General features: G+C 64.7%; 14 protein-coding genes. 8 read left to right on the forward strand and 6 right to left on the reverse strand.

The features are described 5' to 3' along the window. The first annotated feature begins 19 nt into the window (after positions 1-19). Positions 20-1,378 carry an amino acid permease gene (locus FQ664_RS05115; protein ID WP_144170672.1) on the forward strand — a complete coding sequence of 453 codons (1,359 nt, stop codon included), beginning with the start codon at positions 20-22 and terminating at the stop codon, positions 1,376-1,378. A gap of 126 nt (positions 1,379-1,504) precedes the next feature. Here FQ664_RS05115 and FQ664_RS05120 read toward each other — a convergent pair whose 3' ends face one another. From FQ664_RS05120 to gatC, 6 genes are all read right to left on the reverse strand, one after another. Continuing rightward, positions 1,505-1,879: a carboxymuconolactone decarboxylase family protein gene (locus FQ664_RS05120; protein ID WP_144170673.1), complete on the reverse strand. Its 375-nt coding sequence runs from the start codon at positions 1,877-1,879 to the stop codon at positions 1,505-1,507. Between the two features lie 10 nt (positions 1,880-1,889). After that, entirely contained in the window at positions 1,890-2,933 is a 1,044-nt protein-coding gene (locus tag FQ664_RS05125; RefSeq protein ID WP_144170674.1) for a calcium/sodium antiporter, read from the reverse strand. 60 nt (positions 2,934-2,993) lie between these two features. Next, complete coding sequence (locus tag FQ664_RS05130; RefSeq protein WP_178090949.1) at positions 2,994-3,374, reverse strand: septal ring lytic transglycosylase RlpA family protein; 381 nt, start codon at positions 3,372-3,374, stop codon at positions 2,994-2,996. Positions 3,375-3,529: 155 nt separating this feature from the next. Continuing rightward, on the reverse strand, positions 3,530-4,975 hold the full coding sequence (gene gatB, locus FQ664_RS05135) for an Asp-tRNA(Asn)/Glu-tRNA(Gln) amidotransferase subunit GatB (protein WP_144170675.1): 1,446 nt from the start codon (positions 4,973-4,975) through the stop codon (positions 3,530-3,532). 11 nt (positions 4,976-4,986) lie between these two features. Then, positions 4,987-6,438 (reverse strand): Asp-tRNA(Asn)/Glu-tRNA(Gln) amidotransferase subunit GatA, encoded by a 1,452-nt coding sequence (gene gatA, locus FQ664_RS05140; protein ID WP_144170676.1) that lies wholly within the window; start codon positions 6,436-6,438, stop codon positions 4,987-4,989. 15 nt (positions 6,439-6,453) lie between these two features. Next, positions 6,454-6,741 (reverse strand): Asp-tRNA(Asn)/Glu-tRNA(Gln) amidotransferase subunit GatC, encoded by a 288-nt coding sequence (gene gatC, locus FQ664_RS05145; protein WP_003255165.1) that lies wholly within the window; start codon positions 6,739-6,741, stop codon positions 6,454-6,456. Positions 6,742-6,946: 205 nt separating this feature from the next. Between gatC and mreB the strand changes: the two genes are divergently transcribed. From mreB to FQ664_RS05180, 7 genes are all read left to right on the forward strand, one after another. After that, complete coding sequence (mreB, locus tag FQ664_RS05150) at positions 6,947-7,984, forward strand: rod shape-determining protein MreB (protein ID WP_003255163.1); 1,038 nt, start codon at positions 6,947-6,949, stop codon at positions 7,982-7,984. 196 nt (positions 7,985-8,180) lie between these two features. After that, positions 8,181-9,215 (forward strand): rod shape-determining protein MreC, encoded by a 1,035-nt coding sequence (gene mreC / locus FQ664_RS05155; protein WP_474707133.1) that lies wholly within the window; start codon positions 8,181-8,183, stop codon positions 9,213-9,215. Next, positions 9,215-9,703 carry a rod shape-determining protein MreD gene (gene mreD / locus FQ664_RS05160; protein WP_015269051.1) on the forward strand — a complete coding sequence of 163 codons (489 nt, stop codon included), beginning with the start codon at positions 9,215-9,217 and terminating at the stop codon, positions 9,701-9,703. The genes mreC and mreD overlap by 1 nt, the downstream gene beginning before the upstream one ends. Before the next feature lie 33 nt (positions 9,704-9,736). Then, positions 9,737-10,336, forward strand: coding sequence for a Maf family protein (locus tag FQ664_RS05165; protein WP_144170678.1), 600 nt, complete (start codon positions 9,737-9,739; stop codon positions 10,334-10,336). A gap of 54 nt (positions 10,337-10,390) precedes the next feature. After that, positions 10,391-11,848, forward strand: a complete 1,458-nt coding sequence (rng, locus tag FQ664_RS05170; RefSeq protein ID WP_144170679.1) for a ribonuclease G — start codon at positions 10,391-10,393, stop codon at positions 11,846-11,848. 82 nt (positions 11,849-11,930) lie between these two features. Continuing rightward, on the forward strand, positions 11,931-15,752 hold the full coding sequence (locus tag FQ664_RS05175; RefSeq protein ID WP_144170680.1) for a YhdP family protein: 3,822 nt from the start codon (positions 11,931-11,933) through the stop codon (positions 15,750-15,752). An 8-nt stretch (positions 15,753-15,760) separates the two neighbouring features. Continuing rightward, positions 15,761-16,612 carry a carbon-nitrogen hydrolase family protein gene (locus FQ664_RS05180; protein WP_144170681.1) on the forward strand — a complete coding sequence of 284 codons (852 nt, stop codon included), beginning with the start codon at positions 15,761-15,763 and terminating at the stop codon, positions 16,610-16,612. The last annotated feature ends 1 nt before the right edge of the window (position 16,613 follow it).

The following is a 16,613-nucleotide window of genomic DNA, read 5'->3' on the forward strand; positions in this document are numbered from 1 at the left end:
CTGAGCTAAAGGACACTTCATGCAAGACCAGAGCACGCCCGAGCGGTTACAGCGCGGGCTGAAGAATCGCCATATCCAGCTGATCGCGCTGGGCGGGGCCATCGGTACCGGGTTGTTCCTGGGGATCGCCCAGACCATCCAGCTGGCCGGCCCCTCCGTGCTGCTGGGCTATGCCATTGCCGGCCTGATGGCCTTCCTGATCATGCGCCAGCTCGGCGAAATGGTGGTGGAAGAGCCGGTAGCCGGCAGCTTCAGCCACTTCGCCCACCAGTACTGGAGCGAGTTCGCCGGCTTCGTCTCGGGCTGGAACTACTGGGTGGTGTACGTGCTGGTCGGCATGGCCGAGCTGACGGCGGTGGGTATCTACGTGCAGTACTGGTGGCCCGGTTTCCCCACCTGGGCCACGGCGGCGATCTTCTTCGTGGTGATCAACCTGATCAACCTCACCCAGGTGAAGGTCTACGGCGAGATGGAGTTCTGGTTCGCCCTGGTCAAGGTGGTGGCCATCGTCAGCATGATCGGCTTCGGCGCCTGGTTGCTGACCAGCGGCCATGGCGGCCCGGACGCCAGCGTGGCCAACCTCTGGCAGTACGGCGGCTTCTTCCCCAACGGCGTCACCGGCCTGGTGATGGCACTGGCAGTGATCATGTTCTCGTTCGGTGGCCTGGAACTGGTGGGTATCACCGCCGCCGAGGCTGACAACCCGCGCCAGAGCATCCCCAAGGCCACCAACCAGGTGGTGTACCGCATCCTCATTTTCTACATCGGTGCCCTGGCAGTGCTGTTGTCGCTGTACCCGTGGCAGAAGGTGGTGCAGGGGGGCAGCCCGTTCGTGATGATCTTCCACGAACTGGACAGTGACCTGGTGGCGACCATCCTCAATATCGTGGTGCTGACGGCCGCGTTGTCGGTGTACAACAGCTGCGTGTACGCCAACAGCCGCATGCTGTTCGGCCTGGCCAGCCAGGGCGACGCACCGCGGCAGCTGCTGAAGGTAAGCCGTAGCGGCGTGCCGCTGAACGCGCTGGGCGTGTCGGCCTTCGCCACCGGGCTGTGTGTGCTGATCAACTACCTGATGCCGGGTGAGGCCTTTGGTTTGCTGATGGCCCTGGCGGTGTCGGCGCTGGTGATCAACTGGGCAAGCATCAGCATTACCCACCTGAAGTTCCGCAAGGCCAAGCTGGCGGCCGGAATTACCCCGTTCTACAAGAGCTGGGGGCACCCGGTCACCAACTACCTGTGCCTGGCGTTCATCGTGCTGATCCTGGTGGTGATGTACCTGACCCCGCCGATTCGCATTTCGGTAATGCTGATCCCGGGATGGATCCTGGTGCTGTGGGTGGCCTTCAAGATGAAAAAGGCTCGCCAGGCCAAATAGGCAAGACAGGCCCGGCCTCTTCGCGGGTAAACCCGCTCCCACAGGTACTGCACAGGTCTGAAGGCTTGTGAAATACCTGTGGGAGCGGGTTTACCCGCGAAGAGGCCGGGCGTGAAAAAGGCGGAATCAGTCTTGATAACTGTCGATCACTTCCTGCGCCGCGCGGAAGGCATCGATCGCCGCTGGCACCCCTGCATACACCGCGCAATGCAGCAGCGCTTCGCGAATCTCCTCCACCGTACAGCCATTGTTCAACGCCCCGCGCACATGCCCCTTGAGCTCCTGCGGGCACTTGAGTGCCGTCAGCGTGGCCAGGGTAATCAGGCTGCGGGTTTTCAGCGGTAGCCCGTCGCGAGCCCACACGCTGCCCCAGGCATGTTGGTTGACGAAGTCCTGCAGTGGCTGGGTAAAGTCGGTGGCATTGCCCAACGCGCGGTCGACGAACGTATCGCCCATTACCTGGCGCCGAATCTGTTCGCCGGTCTTCTTGCTATCAGCCATGTTGTTTTCCTTAGTGTTGGCGGCGCCAGGCTCGCACGGTGGTGTACAGCAACGCCATGGCGAGCACCGGCAGTACGTAGAACAGCATCAACCGCTCCAGGCGGCCGGCCAGCGGCATGCCCATGGTAAACGCCGCCACGTGCAGCCCATAGGCCAGGTACAGGCAGAGGAATACCAGGCCTTCGGCGCGGGTGATCCGGTAGCCGGAATAGAACACCGGCAGGCTCAGCGCGGCAACACCGAGCATCACCGGCAGGTCGAAGGCCAGGGCGTTGGGCGAGATCGACAGTGGCTCGGGGGTGACCACTGCGGTCAGGCCCAGCACGGCCAGCAGGTTGAACAGGTTGCTGCCGATCACTGTGCCTACGGCGATTTCCCGTTCACCCCGCAGGGCTGCGATCAGCGCGGCGGCCAGTTCCGGCAGGGAGGTGCAGATGGCAACGACGGTCAGGCCGATGATGCGCTCGGACAGGCCCAGGTCGGTGGCCACCGCCACGGCGGCCTCCAGCAGCAAATGGCCCGCCAGGCTCAGCAGGCCCAGGCCGGCCAGCACCTGTAGCAGCGTGCCCGACCAGAAGCGCCCGATGCCGCTTGTAACGACGGTCGGTGCGGGGTAGGTGCGTGCGTAGTGGCGCGACTGGTGCCAGAGTATCGCCAGGTAGCCGGCCAGGCCGAGCAGCAGCAACACCCCTTCGAACCGGCCCAGGTGGCCATTGGTGGATAACGCGTAGACCAGGCCGCTGGCGGCGATCATCAGGGGAATGTCCAGGCGCACCAGCTGCCGCGATACGCGCAGCGGGATGATCAGTGCGGCCAGGCCGAGAATGACCAGTACGTTGAAGATATTGCTGCCGATCAAGCTGCCCACCGCCACATCCGGCGCGCCCTGGTAGGCGGCCTGCAGGCTCACGGTCATTTGTGGTGCAGTGCTGCCGAAGGCCACCAGGCTCAGGCCGATGATCAGCGGGCGTACGTGCAGGCGCTGGGCCAGGCGCAGGGCTGCGCGTACCAGCAGTTCGGCACCGCCGACCAGCAACAGCAGGGCGATGCCCAGTTGCAGGAGGCTGGAGGTGGGAAGGGTGGCCAGGTCGAAAATGGTCGGACTCCTGTCGCGTCAGTCGCTAAGCCCTTGTACTCGCACGCGCGCGGTTCCGCTACGGATCATGCCGATTTTTTCTGCGGCGGCACGTGATAGATCGATCAGGCGGCCGCGGGTATGCGGGCCACGGTCGTTGATACGCACCACGACGCTGCGCTGGTTGGCCAGGTTGGTCACCCGTACCCGGGTGCCGAAGGGCAGGCTGCGGTGGGCGGCGGTGAGACCGTGCTGGTTGAACGGTTCGCCGCTGGCGGTGCGTTTGCCATGGTGGCGCGCGCCGTAATAGGAGGCGGTGCCGGTCTGGTCGTAACCGCGTGGGTCGATGTCGACGTCCTGGCTGGCGCAGCCGGCCAGCAGGGAGAACAGGGCGAGTGTGCTCAGGGATCGTTTCAGCAATTCAGATGCTCCGATACTGCAATTGGGGCCGCTGTGCGGCCCATCGCCGGCAAGCCAGCTCCCACAGGGGCTTCACCGCTCTTGAGAGCGGCGCAGTACCTGTGGGAGCTGGCTTGCCGGCGATCGAGGGCAGAGCCCTCGCCGCATTTTTCAGATCAGCCTTCGAGCTTGGCCTTGAGCAATTGGTTCACTTGCCCCGGGTTGGCCTTGCCTTTGGAGGCTTTCATCGCCTGGCCGACGAAGAAGCCGAACATCTTGCCACGCTTGGCTTCGTCGGCTGCGCGGTACTGTTCGACCTGTTCGGCGTTGGCCGCCAGCACTTCGTCGAGCATCTTGTCGATCGCACCGGTATCGGTGACCTGCTTCAGGCCTTTGCTTTCGATGATGCTGTCGGCATCGCCTTCACCGGCGGCCATGGCCTCGAACACGGTCTTGGCGATCTTGCCGCTGATGGTATTGTCGCGAATACGCAGCAGCATGCCACCCAGTTGCGCGGCGCTGACCGGCGCCTGGTCGATCTCGATGCCCAGCTTGTTCAGCAGGCTGCCCAGTTCGACCATGACCCAGTTGGCCGCCAGCTTGGCGTCGCCACCGATCTTCACCACTTCCTCGAAGTAGTCCGCCTGCTCGCGACTGGATGCCAGCACATTGGCGTCGTAGGCCGACAGGCCGTACTGGCTCTGGAAGCGCTCGACCTTCTGCGGCGGCAGCTCCGGCAAGCCGGCGCGGACGGTTTCGAGGAAGCTGTCCTCGATTACCACCGGTAGCAGGTCCGGGTCGGGGAAGTAACGGTAGTCGTTGGCTTCCTCCTTGCTGCGCATGGAGCGGGTCTCGTCCTTGTTCGGGTCGTACAGGCGGGTTTCCTGCACCACCTTGCCGCCATCCTCGATCAGGTCGATCTGGCGCTGGATCTCGCTGTTGATCGCACGCTCGATGAAGCGGAACGAGTTGACGTTCTTGATCTCGCAGCGGGTGCCGAACTCGGCCTGGCCTTTCGGGCGGATCGACACGTTGCAGTCGCAACGCAGCGAGCCTTCGGCCATGTTGCCATCGCAGATGCCCAGGTAACGCACCAGCGCGTGGATCGCCTTGACGTAGGCCACGGCTTCCTTGGCGCTGCGCATGTCAGGTTCGGAGACGATTTCCAGCAGCGGGGTGCCGGCACGGTTCAGGTCGATGCCGGTGGAGCCGCTGAAATCTTCGTGCAGGCTCTTGCCGGCGTCCTCTTCCAGATGCGCGCGGGTTACCCCGATGCGCTTGATGGTGCCGTCTTCCAGGGCGATGTCCAGGTGGCCCTTGCCGACGATCGGCAGGTCCATCTGGCTGATCTGATAGCCCTTGGGCAGGTCCGGGTAGAAGTAGTTCTTGCGCGCGAACACGTTGCGCTTGCCGATTTCGGCATCGATGGCCAGGCCGAACATGCACGCCATGCGCACGGCTTCCTGGTTCAGTACCGGCAGTACGCCGGGCATGCCCAGGTCAACCAGGCTGGCCTGGGTGTTCGGCTCGGAACCGAAGGTGGTGGCGCTGCCGGAGAAGATCTTCGACTGGGTGGCGAGCTGAGTGTGGATTTCCAGCCCGATCACAACTTCCCATTGCATGTGTGAACTCCTCAGAAGCCGTTGGGGGCACGGGTGTGCCAGTCGGTCACTTGCTGGTAGCGGTGCGCGACGTTGAGCAGGCGGCCTTCCTGGAAGTATGGCGCCAGCAGTTGCACGCCGACCGGCAGGCCGTCGACGAAGCCGGCTGGCATCGACAGGCCTGGCAGGCCCGCCAGGTTGGCGGTGATGGTGTAGACGTCTTCCAGGTAGGCGGCGACCGGGTCGCTGCTCTTGGCGCCGAGTTTCCAGGCCGGGTTTGGCGTGGTCGGGCCGAGGATCAGGTCGACGTCGTTGAAGGCGGCCATGAAGTCGTTCTTGATCAGGCGGCGGATCTGCTGCGCCTTCACGTAGTAGGCGTCATAGTAGCCGGCCGACAGGGCGTAGGTACCAACCATGATACGGCGCTGCACTTCGACGCCGAAGCCTTCGCCACGGGAGCGCTTGTACAGGTCGGTGAGGTCTTTCGGGTTCTCGCAGCGGTAACCGAAGCGCACGCCGTCGAAACGCGACAGGTTGGACGAGGCTTCAGCGGGGGCGATCACGTAGTAGGCCGGGATGGCGTGCTGCATGTTCGGCAGGCTGATTTCCTTGACTACCGCGCCGAGCTTTTCCAGCTCCTTGACGCTGGCCTGGACCAGGGCGGCGATGCGTGGGTCAAGGCCGGCACCGAAGTACTCCTTCGGCAGGCCGATGCGCAGGCCTTGCAGCGAAGCATTGAGGTTGGCGCTGTAGTCCGGCACCGGCTCTTCGATGCTGGTGGAGTCCTTGGCGTCGAAACCGGCCATGCCTTGCAGCAGCAGGGCGCAGTCTTCGGCGGTACGGGCCAGCGGGCCGCCCTGGTCGAGGCTGGAGGCGTAGGCGATCATGCCCCAGCGCGACACGCGACCGTAGGTCGGCTTGAGGCCGGTGAGGTTGGTCAGTGCCGCCGGCTGGCGGATCGAGCCGCCGGTGTCGGTGCCGGTGGTGGCTGGCAGCAGGCGCGCAGCCACCGCCGCGGCCGAACCACCCGACGAGCCGCCCGGGACGTGCTCGAGGTTCCAGGGGTTCTTCACCGCGCCGTAGTGGCTGGATTCGTTGGCCGAACCCATGGCGAATTCGTCCATGTTGGTCTTGCCCAGGGTGACCATGCCGGCTTCGGCCAGCTTGGCAACCACGGTGGCGTCATACGGTGCCTTGAAGTTGTCGAGCATCTTCGAGCCGCAGCTGGTGCGGACGCCGTTGGTGCAGAACAGGTCCTTGTGGGCGATCGGGGCACCCAGCAGCGCGCCGGTTTCGCCAGCGGCGCGACGGGCGTCGGCGGCACGCGCCTGGCCCAGGGCCAGGTCTTCGGTGACGCTGATGAAGCTGTTGATTTGCGGGTCGAGCTGCTTGATGCGCGCCAGCAGGGCGCCGGTCAGCTCTTCGGAGGAAAACGACTTGTCGGCGAGTCCGCGGGCGATCTCGGCCAGGGTCAATTGATGCATGGCAGGCTCTATCCCTTACTCGATGACTTTGGGAACCAGGTACAGACCGCTTTCGGTCGACGGCGCGATGGCCTGGTAGGCGTCGCGCTGGTTGCTCTCGGTGACCTGGTCGGGACGCAGGCGCTGGCTGGCCTCCAGGGGGTGGGCCAGGGGCTCGATGCCAGTAGTGTCGACCGCTTGCATCTGGTCGACCAGCCCGAGAATGCTGTTCAGTGCGTCGGTAATGCGTGGCAGTTCGCCATCATTCAGGCCCAGACGGGCCAGATGGGCGATCTTTTCCACGTCGCAGCGTTCAAGCGCCATGGGGATCTCCAGGGGAAACAAAGACCGGAATTTGGCTCCGGAGTGAGGAACATGTCAGCTTTCTGGCGGTCTAACGGCCGCGAAATTCTGCTGGCATGCTCGGAAAAACAGCCAATTTAACATATTGGCTCCTTGCCCAAAATCCCTGCCATTGTTAGAGTTTGCCGCACTTTTTTACCCACGCTTTCCCCAGGGTCACTTTCCCATGTTCAAGAAACTGCGTGGCATGTTTTCCAGCGATCTGTCCATCGACCTGGGTACTGCCAACACCCTTATTTACGTGCGTGAGCGCGGTATCGTCCTGAATGAGCCCTCGGTTGTTGCCATCCGTACCCATGGCAACCAGAAAAGCGTCGTCGCCGTCGGTACCGAAGCCAAGCGCATGCTGGGCCGTACGCCTGGCAACATTGCTGCCATTCGTCCGATGAAGGACGGCGTCATCGCCGACTTCAGCGTCTGCGAAAAAATGTTGCAATATTTTATCAACAAGGTTCACGAAAACAGCTTCCTGCAGCCGAGCCCGCGCGTGCTGATCTGCGTGCCATGCAAGTCGACCCAGGTAGAGCGCCGCGCCATTCGCGAGTCGGCCCTGGGTGCCGGTGCCCGTGAAGTGTTTCTGATCGAGGAGCCGATGGCCGCCGCCATCGGTGCCGGCCTGCCGGTTGAAGAAGCCCGCGGTTCGATGGTCGTCGATATCGGTGGTGGTACCACTGAAATCGCGCTGATCTCCCTGAACGGCGTGGTCTATGCCGAATCCGTGCGCGTTGGCGGCGACCGCTTCGACGAAGCCATCGTCACCTACGTGCGCCGCAACTATGGCAGCCTGATCGGCGAGTCCACTGCCGAGCGCATCAAGCAGGAAATCGGTACCGCCTACCCGGGCGGCGAAGTGCGTGAAGTCGACGTGCGCGGCCGCAACCTGGCCGAGGGCGTACCGCGTGCCTTCACCCTGAACTCCAACGAAGTGCTCGAAGCGCTGCAGGAATCCCTGGCGACCATCGTCCAGGCGGTCAAGAGTGCCCTGGAGCAATCGCCGCCCGAGCTGGCCTCGGACATCGCCGAGCGTGGCCTGGTGCTGACCGGTGGTGGCGCGCTGCTGCGTGACCTGGACAAGCTGCTGGCCCAGGAAACCGGCCTGCCGGTGATCGTCGCCGAAGACCCGCTGACCTGTGTCGCCCGTGGCGGTGGTCGCGCCCTGGAGATGATGGACAAGCACGCGATGGACCTGCTCTCCAGCGAGTGATCCCGCTCGCTGTTCACGAGCGCCCGGTTTACAGGTAGTACGCACAGTGCTACCTGTATGTACTGGGCTGGCGCCCGTTTGCGGCGCCGTATCCGTCAACCCGCAACCAGGCTGGTGCGTTGTCCCATGTCCAATGACCTCCTGAGTCGTCCACGAGGAACGGCCCATTAAACCGCTTTTCTCCAAGGGCCCTTCGCTGGGCGTTCGCCTGCTCGTCCTGGTGGTGATGTCGGTCGCGTTGATGGTTATCGACGCGCGCTTCGACGTGCTCAAGCCGGTGCGCAGCCAGATGGGCCTGGTACTCATGGAGTCGTACTGGATCACCGACCTGCCGCAGCGTGCTTGGCAGGGGGTGGCCGGCCAGTTCGGCAGCCGCAACGAACTGATCGCCGAAAACGAAAAGCTCAAGACCGAAGCCCTGCTGCTGCAGGGGCGCCTGCAGAAGCTGGCGGCCCTGACCGAGCAGAACGTGCGCCTGCGCGAGTTGCTCAACTCCTCGGCGCTGGTCAACGAAAAGGTCGAAGTGGCCGAGCTGATCGGTGTCGACCCCAACCCGTTCACCCACCGCATCCTGATCAACAAGGGCGAGCGTGATGGTGTGTTCCTTGGTCAGCCGGTGCTCGATGCCCGTGGCCTGATGGGCCAGGTGGTCGAGCTGATGCCCTATACCTCGCGAGTACTGTTGCTGACCGACACCACCCATAGCATCCCGGTGCAGGTCAACCGCAACGGCCTGCGCGCCATCGCCAGCGGTACCGGCAACCCGGAGCGCCTGGAGCTGCGCCATGTGGCCGATACCGCCGACATCAAGGAAGGCGACCTGCTGGTCAGTTCCGGCATGGGGCAACGTTTCCCGGCCGGCTACCCGGTGGCCACGGTCAACGAAGTGATTCACGATTCCGGCCAGCCGTTTGCCATCGTTCGCGCCATCCCCACCGCCGCGCTCAACCGTAGCCGTTACATGCTGCTGGTGTTCAGCGACCGGCGCAGCCCGGAGCAGCGCGCCACCGATGCCGCCATTGCCCAGGAAGAAGCAGACCGCAAGGGCACCTCGGCGCCAGGCCAGCCGACGGCTACGGGCGAGCAGGGTACACCTGCCGGCAGCGCGCCTGGCGCGCCGGCCACACCCGCGACCCCGGCAGCCCCGGCTGTGCAACCTGCAGTCCCGGCAGCCGCACCTGCCACGCCGGCTGCAGCGCCTGCCGCACCCGCTCATACCCGGAGGCAATGATGGCTGCATCACGCCGCAACAACGGCTGGGTCATCTGGCTGACTTTCGCCATCGGCCTGCTGCTCAGTGTCTCGCCCATGCCGCAGTTCATGGAAGTGTTCCGGCCCATGTGGCTGGCCCTGCTGGTGTCGTTCTGGACTCTTGCCGTACCGAACAAGGTCGGCATGACCACGGCGTTCGTGCTGGGCCTGGCCGAGGACGTGCTCTACGGCACCCTGCTGGGGCAGAATGCGCTGATCCTTACTCTGATCACCTTCCTGGTGCTGTCCTTGCAGCAGCGCCTGCGCATGTTCCCCATGTGGCAGCAGAGCCTGGTGATCCTGGTGATCTTCGGCATTGCCCAGCTGATCCAGCTGTGGCTCAGCGCGCTGACCGGCAACCGCTTGCCCACCCTGGCGCTGGTCTGGTCGGCGGTGATCAGTGCCTTGCTCTGGCCGTGGATCAGCTTCGCCCTGCGCGACCTGCGCCGACGTTTGCATATCAACTGACGGCGCTGCCGCGACTGACAGGGAGATGTCTGCATGACCCCGCTTTACCTGGCCTCCGGCTCGCCCCGTCGTCGTGAACTGCTGACCCAGATCGGCGTGCCGTTCAGCGTCGTCAGCGCCGCCATCGATGAAACCCCATTGCCCAACGAAGGTGTTTCGGCCTACGCCGTGCGCCTGGCGCGCGCCAAGGCACAGGCGGGTCTTGCCCATCTGGGCGGGCCCGGCGTGGTGCTGGGGGCGGACACCGTGGTGTCGGCGAAGGGGCAGATCCTGGGCAAACCCCATGACCGTGAGCAGGCCATGGCCATGCTCGCCGAACTCTCCGATGACCATCATCAGGTGATTACCGCCGTGGCGGTGACTGACGGCGAGCGCTGCCTGGACGTTTGTGTCGGCACACACGTTTACTTCCGTGCCATCAGCCCTGCGGAAGCGGAGCGCTACTGGGCTACCGGCGAACCGATGGACAAGGCTGGAGGCTATGCGATCCAAGGCCTGGGGGCGGTTTTCGTCAAGGAGCTGGTGGGGAGTTATTCAGCCGTGGTCGGGCTCCCGCTGTTTGAAACCGCTCGCTTGCTGGAAGCGTTTTCCATTCCATGCTGGCAGCAACACGAGGTATCAGCACAGCGCTAGCCAGCGACCCGACCGCGATCCATCATTACCGAATACCTTTGACGAGAGCCTGCCATGAGTGAAGAGATCCTGATCAACATCACCCCGATGGAGTCACGCGTGGCGGTGGTGGAAAACGGGGTGCTGCAGGAAGTACACGTCGAGCGCACCCAGCGCCGGGGCATCGTCGGCAATATCTACAAAGGCAAGGTGGTGCGCGTGCTGCCGGGCATGCAGGCAGCCTTCGTCGACATCGGCCTGGAGCGTGCGGCGTTCATCCACGCCTCGGAAATATCCCAGCGCGAAGGCTCGGCGGTAGAGAACATCACCGCCCTGGTGCATGAAGGCCAGGCCCTGGTGGTGCAAGTGACCAAGGACCCGATCGGCACCAAGGGCGCGCGTCTGACCACCCAGCTGTCGATCCCGTCGCGCTACCTGGTGTACATGCCGCGCAGCAGCCATGTTGGCATTTCCCTGAAGATCGAAGACGAAGCCGAGCGCGAGCGCCTCAAGCAGGTGGTGAGCGACTGCATGGAAAGCGAGAACATCAAGGACGCTGGCGGTTTCATCCTGCGCACCGCCGCCGAAGGCGCACGCGCTGAAGAGATCTTGCAGGACATCCGCTACCTGCGCCGCCTGTGGGAGCAGATCGGCACCCAGATCAAGACCTGCGGCGCGCCCATGGTCATCTACGAGGACCTGGGCCTGGCCCTGCGTACCCTGCGTGACCTGGTCAACCCGAAGATCGAGAAGATCCGCATCGACTCGCGGGAAACCTTCCAGAAGACCACGCAGTTCGTGGGCGAGTTGATGCCGGAAATCGCCGACCGCCTCGAGCACTACCCGGGCGAACGGCCGATCTTCGACCTGTACGGCGTCGAGGACGAGATCCAGCGCGCCCTGGAGCGCAAGGTGCCGCTCAAGTCCGGTGGCTACCTGGTGGTGGACCCGGCCGAAGCGATGACCACCATCGACGTGAACACCGGTGCTTTCGTCGGCCACCGCAACCTGGAAGAGACCATCTTCAAGACCAACCTCGAGGCCGCCACTGCCATTGCCCGGCAACTGCGCCTGCGCAACATCGGCGGCATCATCATCATCGACTTCATCGACATGGAAGACGAAGAGCACCAGCGCCAGGTGCTGCGCACCCTGGAAAAGCAACTGGAGCGCGATCACGCCAAGACCAACATCATCGGCATCACCGAGCTGGGCCTGGTGCAGATGACCCGCAAGCGCACGCGGGAAAGCCTGGAGCAGGTGTTGTGCGAGCCGTGTCTGGCCTGCCAGGGCCGCGGCAAGCTGAAAACCCCCGAGACGATCTGTTACGAAATCTTCCGCGAGATCCTGCGCGAGGCCCGTGCCTACCAGGCTGAAGGTTACCGCGTGCTGGCCAACCAGAAGGTGGTCGACCGGCTGCTGGATGAAGAGTCCGGTAACGTCGCGGAACTGGAGGCCTTTATCGGCCGAACCATTCGTTTCCAGGTCGAGTCGATGTATTCGCAGGAACAATACGATGTGGTGCTGCTCTGAGGCCTTATGATACGCGCCGCGGGTGGCCCGGGCTGGCAAAGCCGGCACGACGGGCCATCATGGATAAACGACCTGGAGGGCCATGGCCATGGGACGTCTGACCCGCGTTCTTGTCGCCTTGACCCGCTGGAGCCTGGGCGTTTGCGCCCTGCTGGCGGTATTGGTGGCGCTGTATGTCAGCCTCGGCCGTGAACTGGTGCCGTTGGTGGCCGAGTACCGCGCGGATGTGGAGATCAAGGCCGAGCAGGCGTTGGGCCTGCCGGTTCGCGTCGGTGCCCTGGAAGGCCACTGGAGCGGCCTGGCGCCAGTGCTGCGGGTGCGCGACCTGCAACTGGGCGAGGGGGCCACGGCATTGCGCCTGGACGACGTCAAGGTGGTACCTGACGTCTGGGCCAGCCTTACCGCCCGTGAAGTACGTCTGGCTCGCATTCAGCTGGGTGGCCTGCAACTGATCCTGCGCGAGAACGAGCAGGGCGCCTGGAACCTCGAAGGCCTGCCGAAGAAAGACGACGCGCCGCTCGACCCGGCCGAGCTGCTGCAGCGCCTGCGCCAGCTGGGCCGCATCGATGTGTTCGACAGCCAGGTCACCCTGCACCCCTGGCAGCGTGACCCGTTGACCCTGACTTACGTGAGTGCCGGCCTGCAGGCCGGAGCGTCGCGCCAGGCCCTGGACCTGCGTGCGACCCTGCCCGATGGCCAGCCACTGGCGCTGAACCTGCGCAGCCGTGCATCGGCCAACGCCTGGCGCGACGGCCAGGTCGAAGCCTACCTGAGCCTGCCGCAGAGTGACTGGGCGCGCTGGTTGCCGCCTCGCCTGCTGGGCCAGTGGCATGCCGACGCCTTGCGGGCAGGCGGCGAGTTCTGGGTCGTCTGGCGCAAGGGGCAGTTGCAGCAGGCCGTGGTGCGCCTCAATGCACCTGAGCTGCAGGGCGCCTTTGCCGGGCGCAAGGCGGCCACACTGAACAACCTGGCCCTGGGCGCCTGGTTCCAGCGCCGGGAGCAAGGCTTCGATGTGGTGGTCGATTCCCTGGCCATGGACATCGGCAAGAGCCGTTGGGAGTCGCACCTGCAATTGCAGCAGCGCCCTGGCGCGCACGCTGCCGCGGAAAGCTGGCAAGTGCAGGCCGACCGCCTCGATCTCACGCAGTTGACCCCGCTGATCGATGCCCTGGCGCCGTTGCCGGACAAGGTCATGGCCGTGGTCGATGGCCTGAAGGTGACCGGCGCGCTGCGCAATGTGCGCCTGGAAGCCCGGCCCAGGGCCGAGGGTGACCAGCGTCTGCAGTTCGAAGCCAACCTGGAGAAGGTCGGTTTCGATGCCTATCACAATGCCCCGGCAGCCGGTAATGTCAGCGGCAGCATCAGCGGTGACCTTGGCCATGGCGAACTGCGCCTGGATACCGAGGCATTCATGCTGCACCTGTATCCTATCTTCGCCAAACCCTGGCACTACCAGAAGGCCAATGCGCGCCTGACCTGGGCCTTGGACAAGGAAGGTTTCACCCTGGTCGCGCCTTACCTCAAGGTACTGGGCGAGGAGGGCAAGATCGCCGGTGACTTCCTTATTCGCCTGTTGTTCGAAGAGGGCCGCGAGGACTACATGGACCTGCGCGTCGGCCTGACTGAAGGCGATGGCCGCTACACCGCCAAGTACCTGCCCGAGGTGCTCAGCCCGGCCCTCGACGAATGGCTGCGCAGCGCGATCGTCAAAGGCACGGTGGACGAAGGCTACTTCCAGTACCAGGGCTCGCTGAACCATGGTGTCGCACCGGAAGCCCGCAGCATCAGCCTGTTCTTCAAGGTGCGTGATGCAGCCCTGGACTTCCAGCCGGGCTGGCCGCAAGTGCAGCACGTGGATGGCGATGTGTTCATCGAGGACAGCGGTGTGCGCATCAAGGCCCAGCGCGGCGTGTTGCTCGACACCAAGGTCAGTGATGTGAGCGTCGATATCCCGCATGTCGACGAGGGCCAGCAAAGCCACCTGTACCTCGATGGCGACTTCGACGGCAGCCTGGGCGATGGCCTGAAGATCCTCAAGGAAGCGCCAATCGGCACCGGTGAGATCTTCGCCGGCTGGGAGGGCGAGGGGCCGCTCAAGGGCAAGGTCAAACTCGACATTCCGCTGGCCCGAGGGCAGCGGCCGAAAGTGCAGGTGGACTTTGCCACCAACGATGCGCGGCTGAAGGTCGCGCCGCCGAGCCTGGAGTTGAGCCAGTTGAAGGGTGACTTCAGTTTCGATTTCGACAAGGGCCTGAGCGGCAAGGGCATCAGCCTGCAGGCCTTCGGCAAGCCGGTGACGGCGCAAATCACCGCCGAAGGCCAGCCAGGGCAGATGCAGACCCGCATCAACGCCAATGGCCAGGTCTCGCTCAAGGCGCTGACCGACTGGCTGCAGTTCAACCAGGCCTTGCCGGCGTCCGGCAACCTGCCGTACCAGTTGCAGGTCAGCCTGGGTAGCCGGGATAACCGCCTGAGTGTCACCTCCAACCTCAAGGGCCTTGCCATCGACCTGCCGGCACCGTTCGGCAAGGCTGCGGCGGATACCCGTGACAGCCGGTTCAGCATGAACCTGCAGGGCCCGGAGCGGCGCTTCGATGCGGTGTACGCCGACCTTGCCCGCTTTGCCTATGCTGCGCCGGTCGACAAGCTGCCCCTGGGCCGTGGCGAGTTGTTGCTGGGCACAGGTGACGCCCAGCTACCTGCCGGCCAGGGCCTGCGCGTGCGCGGGCATCTGGAGACGCTGGACCTGGCGCCCTGGCAAGAGCAGGCAGCGCGGCTGGCTGGTGACGACCCGGGCGGTAGCGCGCGGCAGAACCTGCAAGGCGTTGACCTGAGCATCGGTCAGTTGAAAGCCTTTGGCCTGGACCTGAACCAGGCCGTGGTGCGCCTGGCCCGTGGTGGCCCGGCCTGGGATTTGCGCCTCGACAGCAAGGAGGTCATCGGCAACGCCCGGGTGCCGGATGCCAAGGGCGCGCCCATGGTCGTGCGGTTGCAGACCTTGCGCCTGCCCGCTGCCAGCGCTGCTGAAAAGCAGGCCGAGGAGGGCCCGGACCCGCTGGCCTCGTTCGACCCGCGCAAAGTGCCGGCGCTGGACCTGAGCATCGACAAGCTCTACCGCGGTGATGACCTGTACGGCAGTGCGTCGCTCAAGCTGCGGCCTACCCCGCGCGGCGTGACCGCCAGTGATATCGACCTTGACTTCAAAGGCTTGCGTATCGATGGTGGTGGCGGCTGGGAAGGCGAACCAGGCAGTACCAACAGCTGGTACAAAGGGCGCCTGGATGGCAAGGACCTGGCGGATGTGCTCAAGGCCTGGGGCTTTGCCCCGACCGTGACCAGCCGCGACTTCCGCCTGGATGTGGATGGCCGCTGGCCGGGTTCGCCGGCCTCGGTGAGCCTCAAGCGCTTCTCCGGCAGCATGGACGCAGCGCTGCGCACCGGCCAGTTCGTCGAGGTCGAAGGCAGTGCCCAGGCGCTGCGGGTGTTCGGCCTGCTCAATTTCAACTCCATCGGCCGGCGCTTGCGCCTGGACTTCTCCGACCTGTTCGACAAGGGCCTGGCCTATGATCGGGTCAAAGGCTTGCTGGTGGCCAGTGACGGTGTCTACGTGACCCGCGAGCCAATCGCCGTGACCGGCCCGTCGAGCAACTTCGAGCTGGACGGTACCCTGGATCTGGTGCGCGACCGGGTCGATGCCAACCTGCAGGTGAGCCTGCCGGTGACCAACAACCTGCCGCTGGCGGCCCTGATTGTCGGCGCGCCGGCCGTGGGCGGGGCGCTGTTTCTGGTCGACCGGCTGATCGGCGACCGCGTGTCGCGCTTCGCCAGTGTGCACTACCGTGTCGAAGGGCCGGTGAAAGAGCCTAGAATCACATTTGTGAAACCTTTCGAGAAATCCCGCTAGGAGTGCCCATGAAGGCAGCGGTAATCCAGATGGTCAGCCAGGGCGATGTGCTGGCCAACCTGCAGCGCGCCGGTGCCCTGCTGGAGCAGGCCGCGTCTGGCGGTGCACGGCTGGCCGTGCTACCGGAAAACTTTGCCGCCATGGGCCGCAAGGACGCCGCTGCCATCGGTCGCGCCGAAGCGTTGGGCGAAGGGCCGATCCTGCCATGGTTGAAACGCACCGCCCGCGACCTCAAGTTATGGATTGTCGCCGGTACCTTGCCATTGCCACCGGTCGGCCAGCCCGAGGCCAAGGCTCATGCCTGCTCGCTGCTGGTCGACGAACACGGTGAGGTGGCCGCACGCTATGACAAGCTGCACCTGTTCGACGTTGACGTTGCCGACAACCGTGGGCGCTACCGTGAGTCCGACGACTACGCCCACGGCGCCCAGGTGGTGGTGGCCGATACGCCGCTGGGGCGACTGGGGCTGAGCGTGTGCTACGACCTGCGCTTCCCCGAACTGTACAGCGCACTGCGCGCCGCCGGCGCGGAGCTGATCACTGCGCCGGCCGCCTTTACTGCGGTAACGGGCGCGGCGCACTGGGAAGTGCTGGTGCGCGCCCGTGCCATCGAGACCCAGTGCTACCTGCTGGCTGCGGCACAGGGGGGCACTCACCCGGGGCCGCGGGAAACCCATGGTCATGCGGCGATCGTCGACCCCTGGGGGCGCATCATCGCGGAACAGGCGCAAGGTGAAGCAGTACTGCTCGCCGAGCGCGACATTGACGAACAAGCGTCCATCCGGGCGCGCATGCCGGTGGTATCGCACCGGCGCTTTTTCTCGCAGGGCGCGTTGCGGCCTGCGCACACCTCGGAGTGAC

Origin of the sequence: Pseudomonas persica, assembly GCF_900291015.1 — a bacterium.
Lineage (GTDB): Bacteria > Pseudomonadota > Gammaproteobacteria > Pseudomonadales > Pseudomonadaceae > Aquipseudomonas.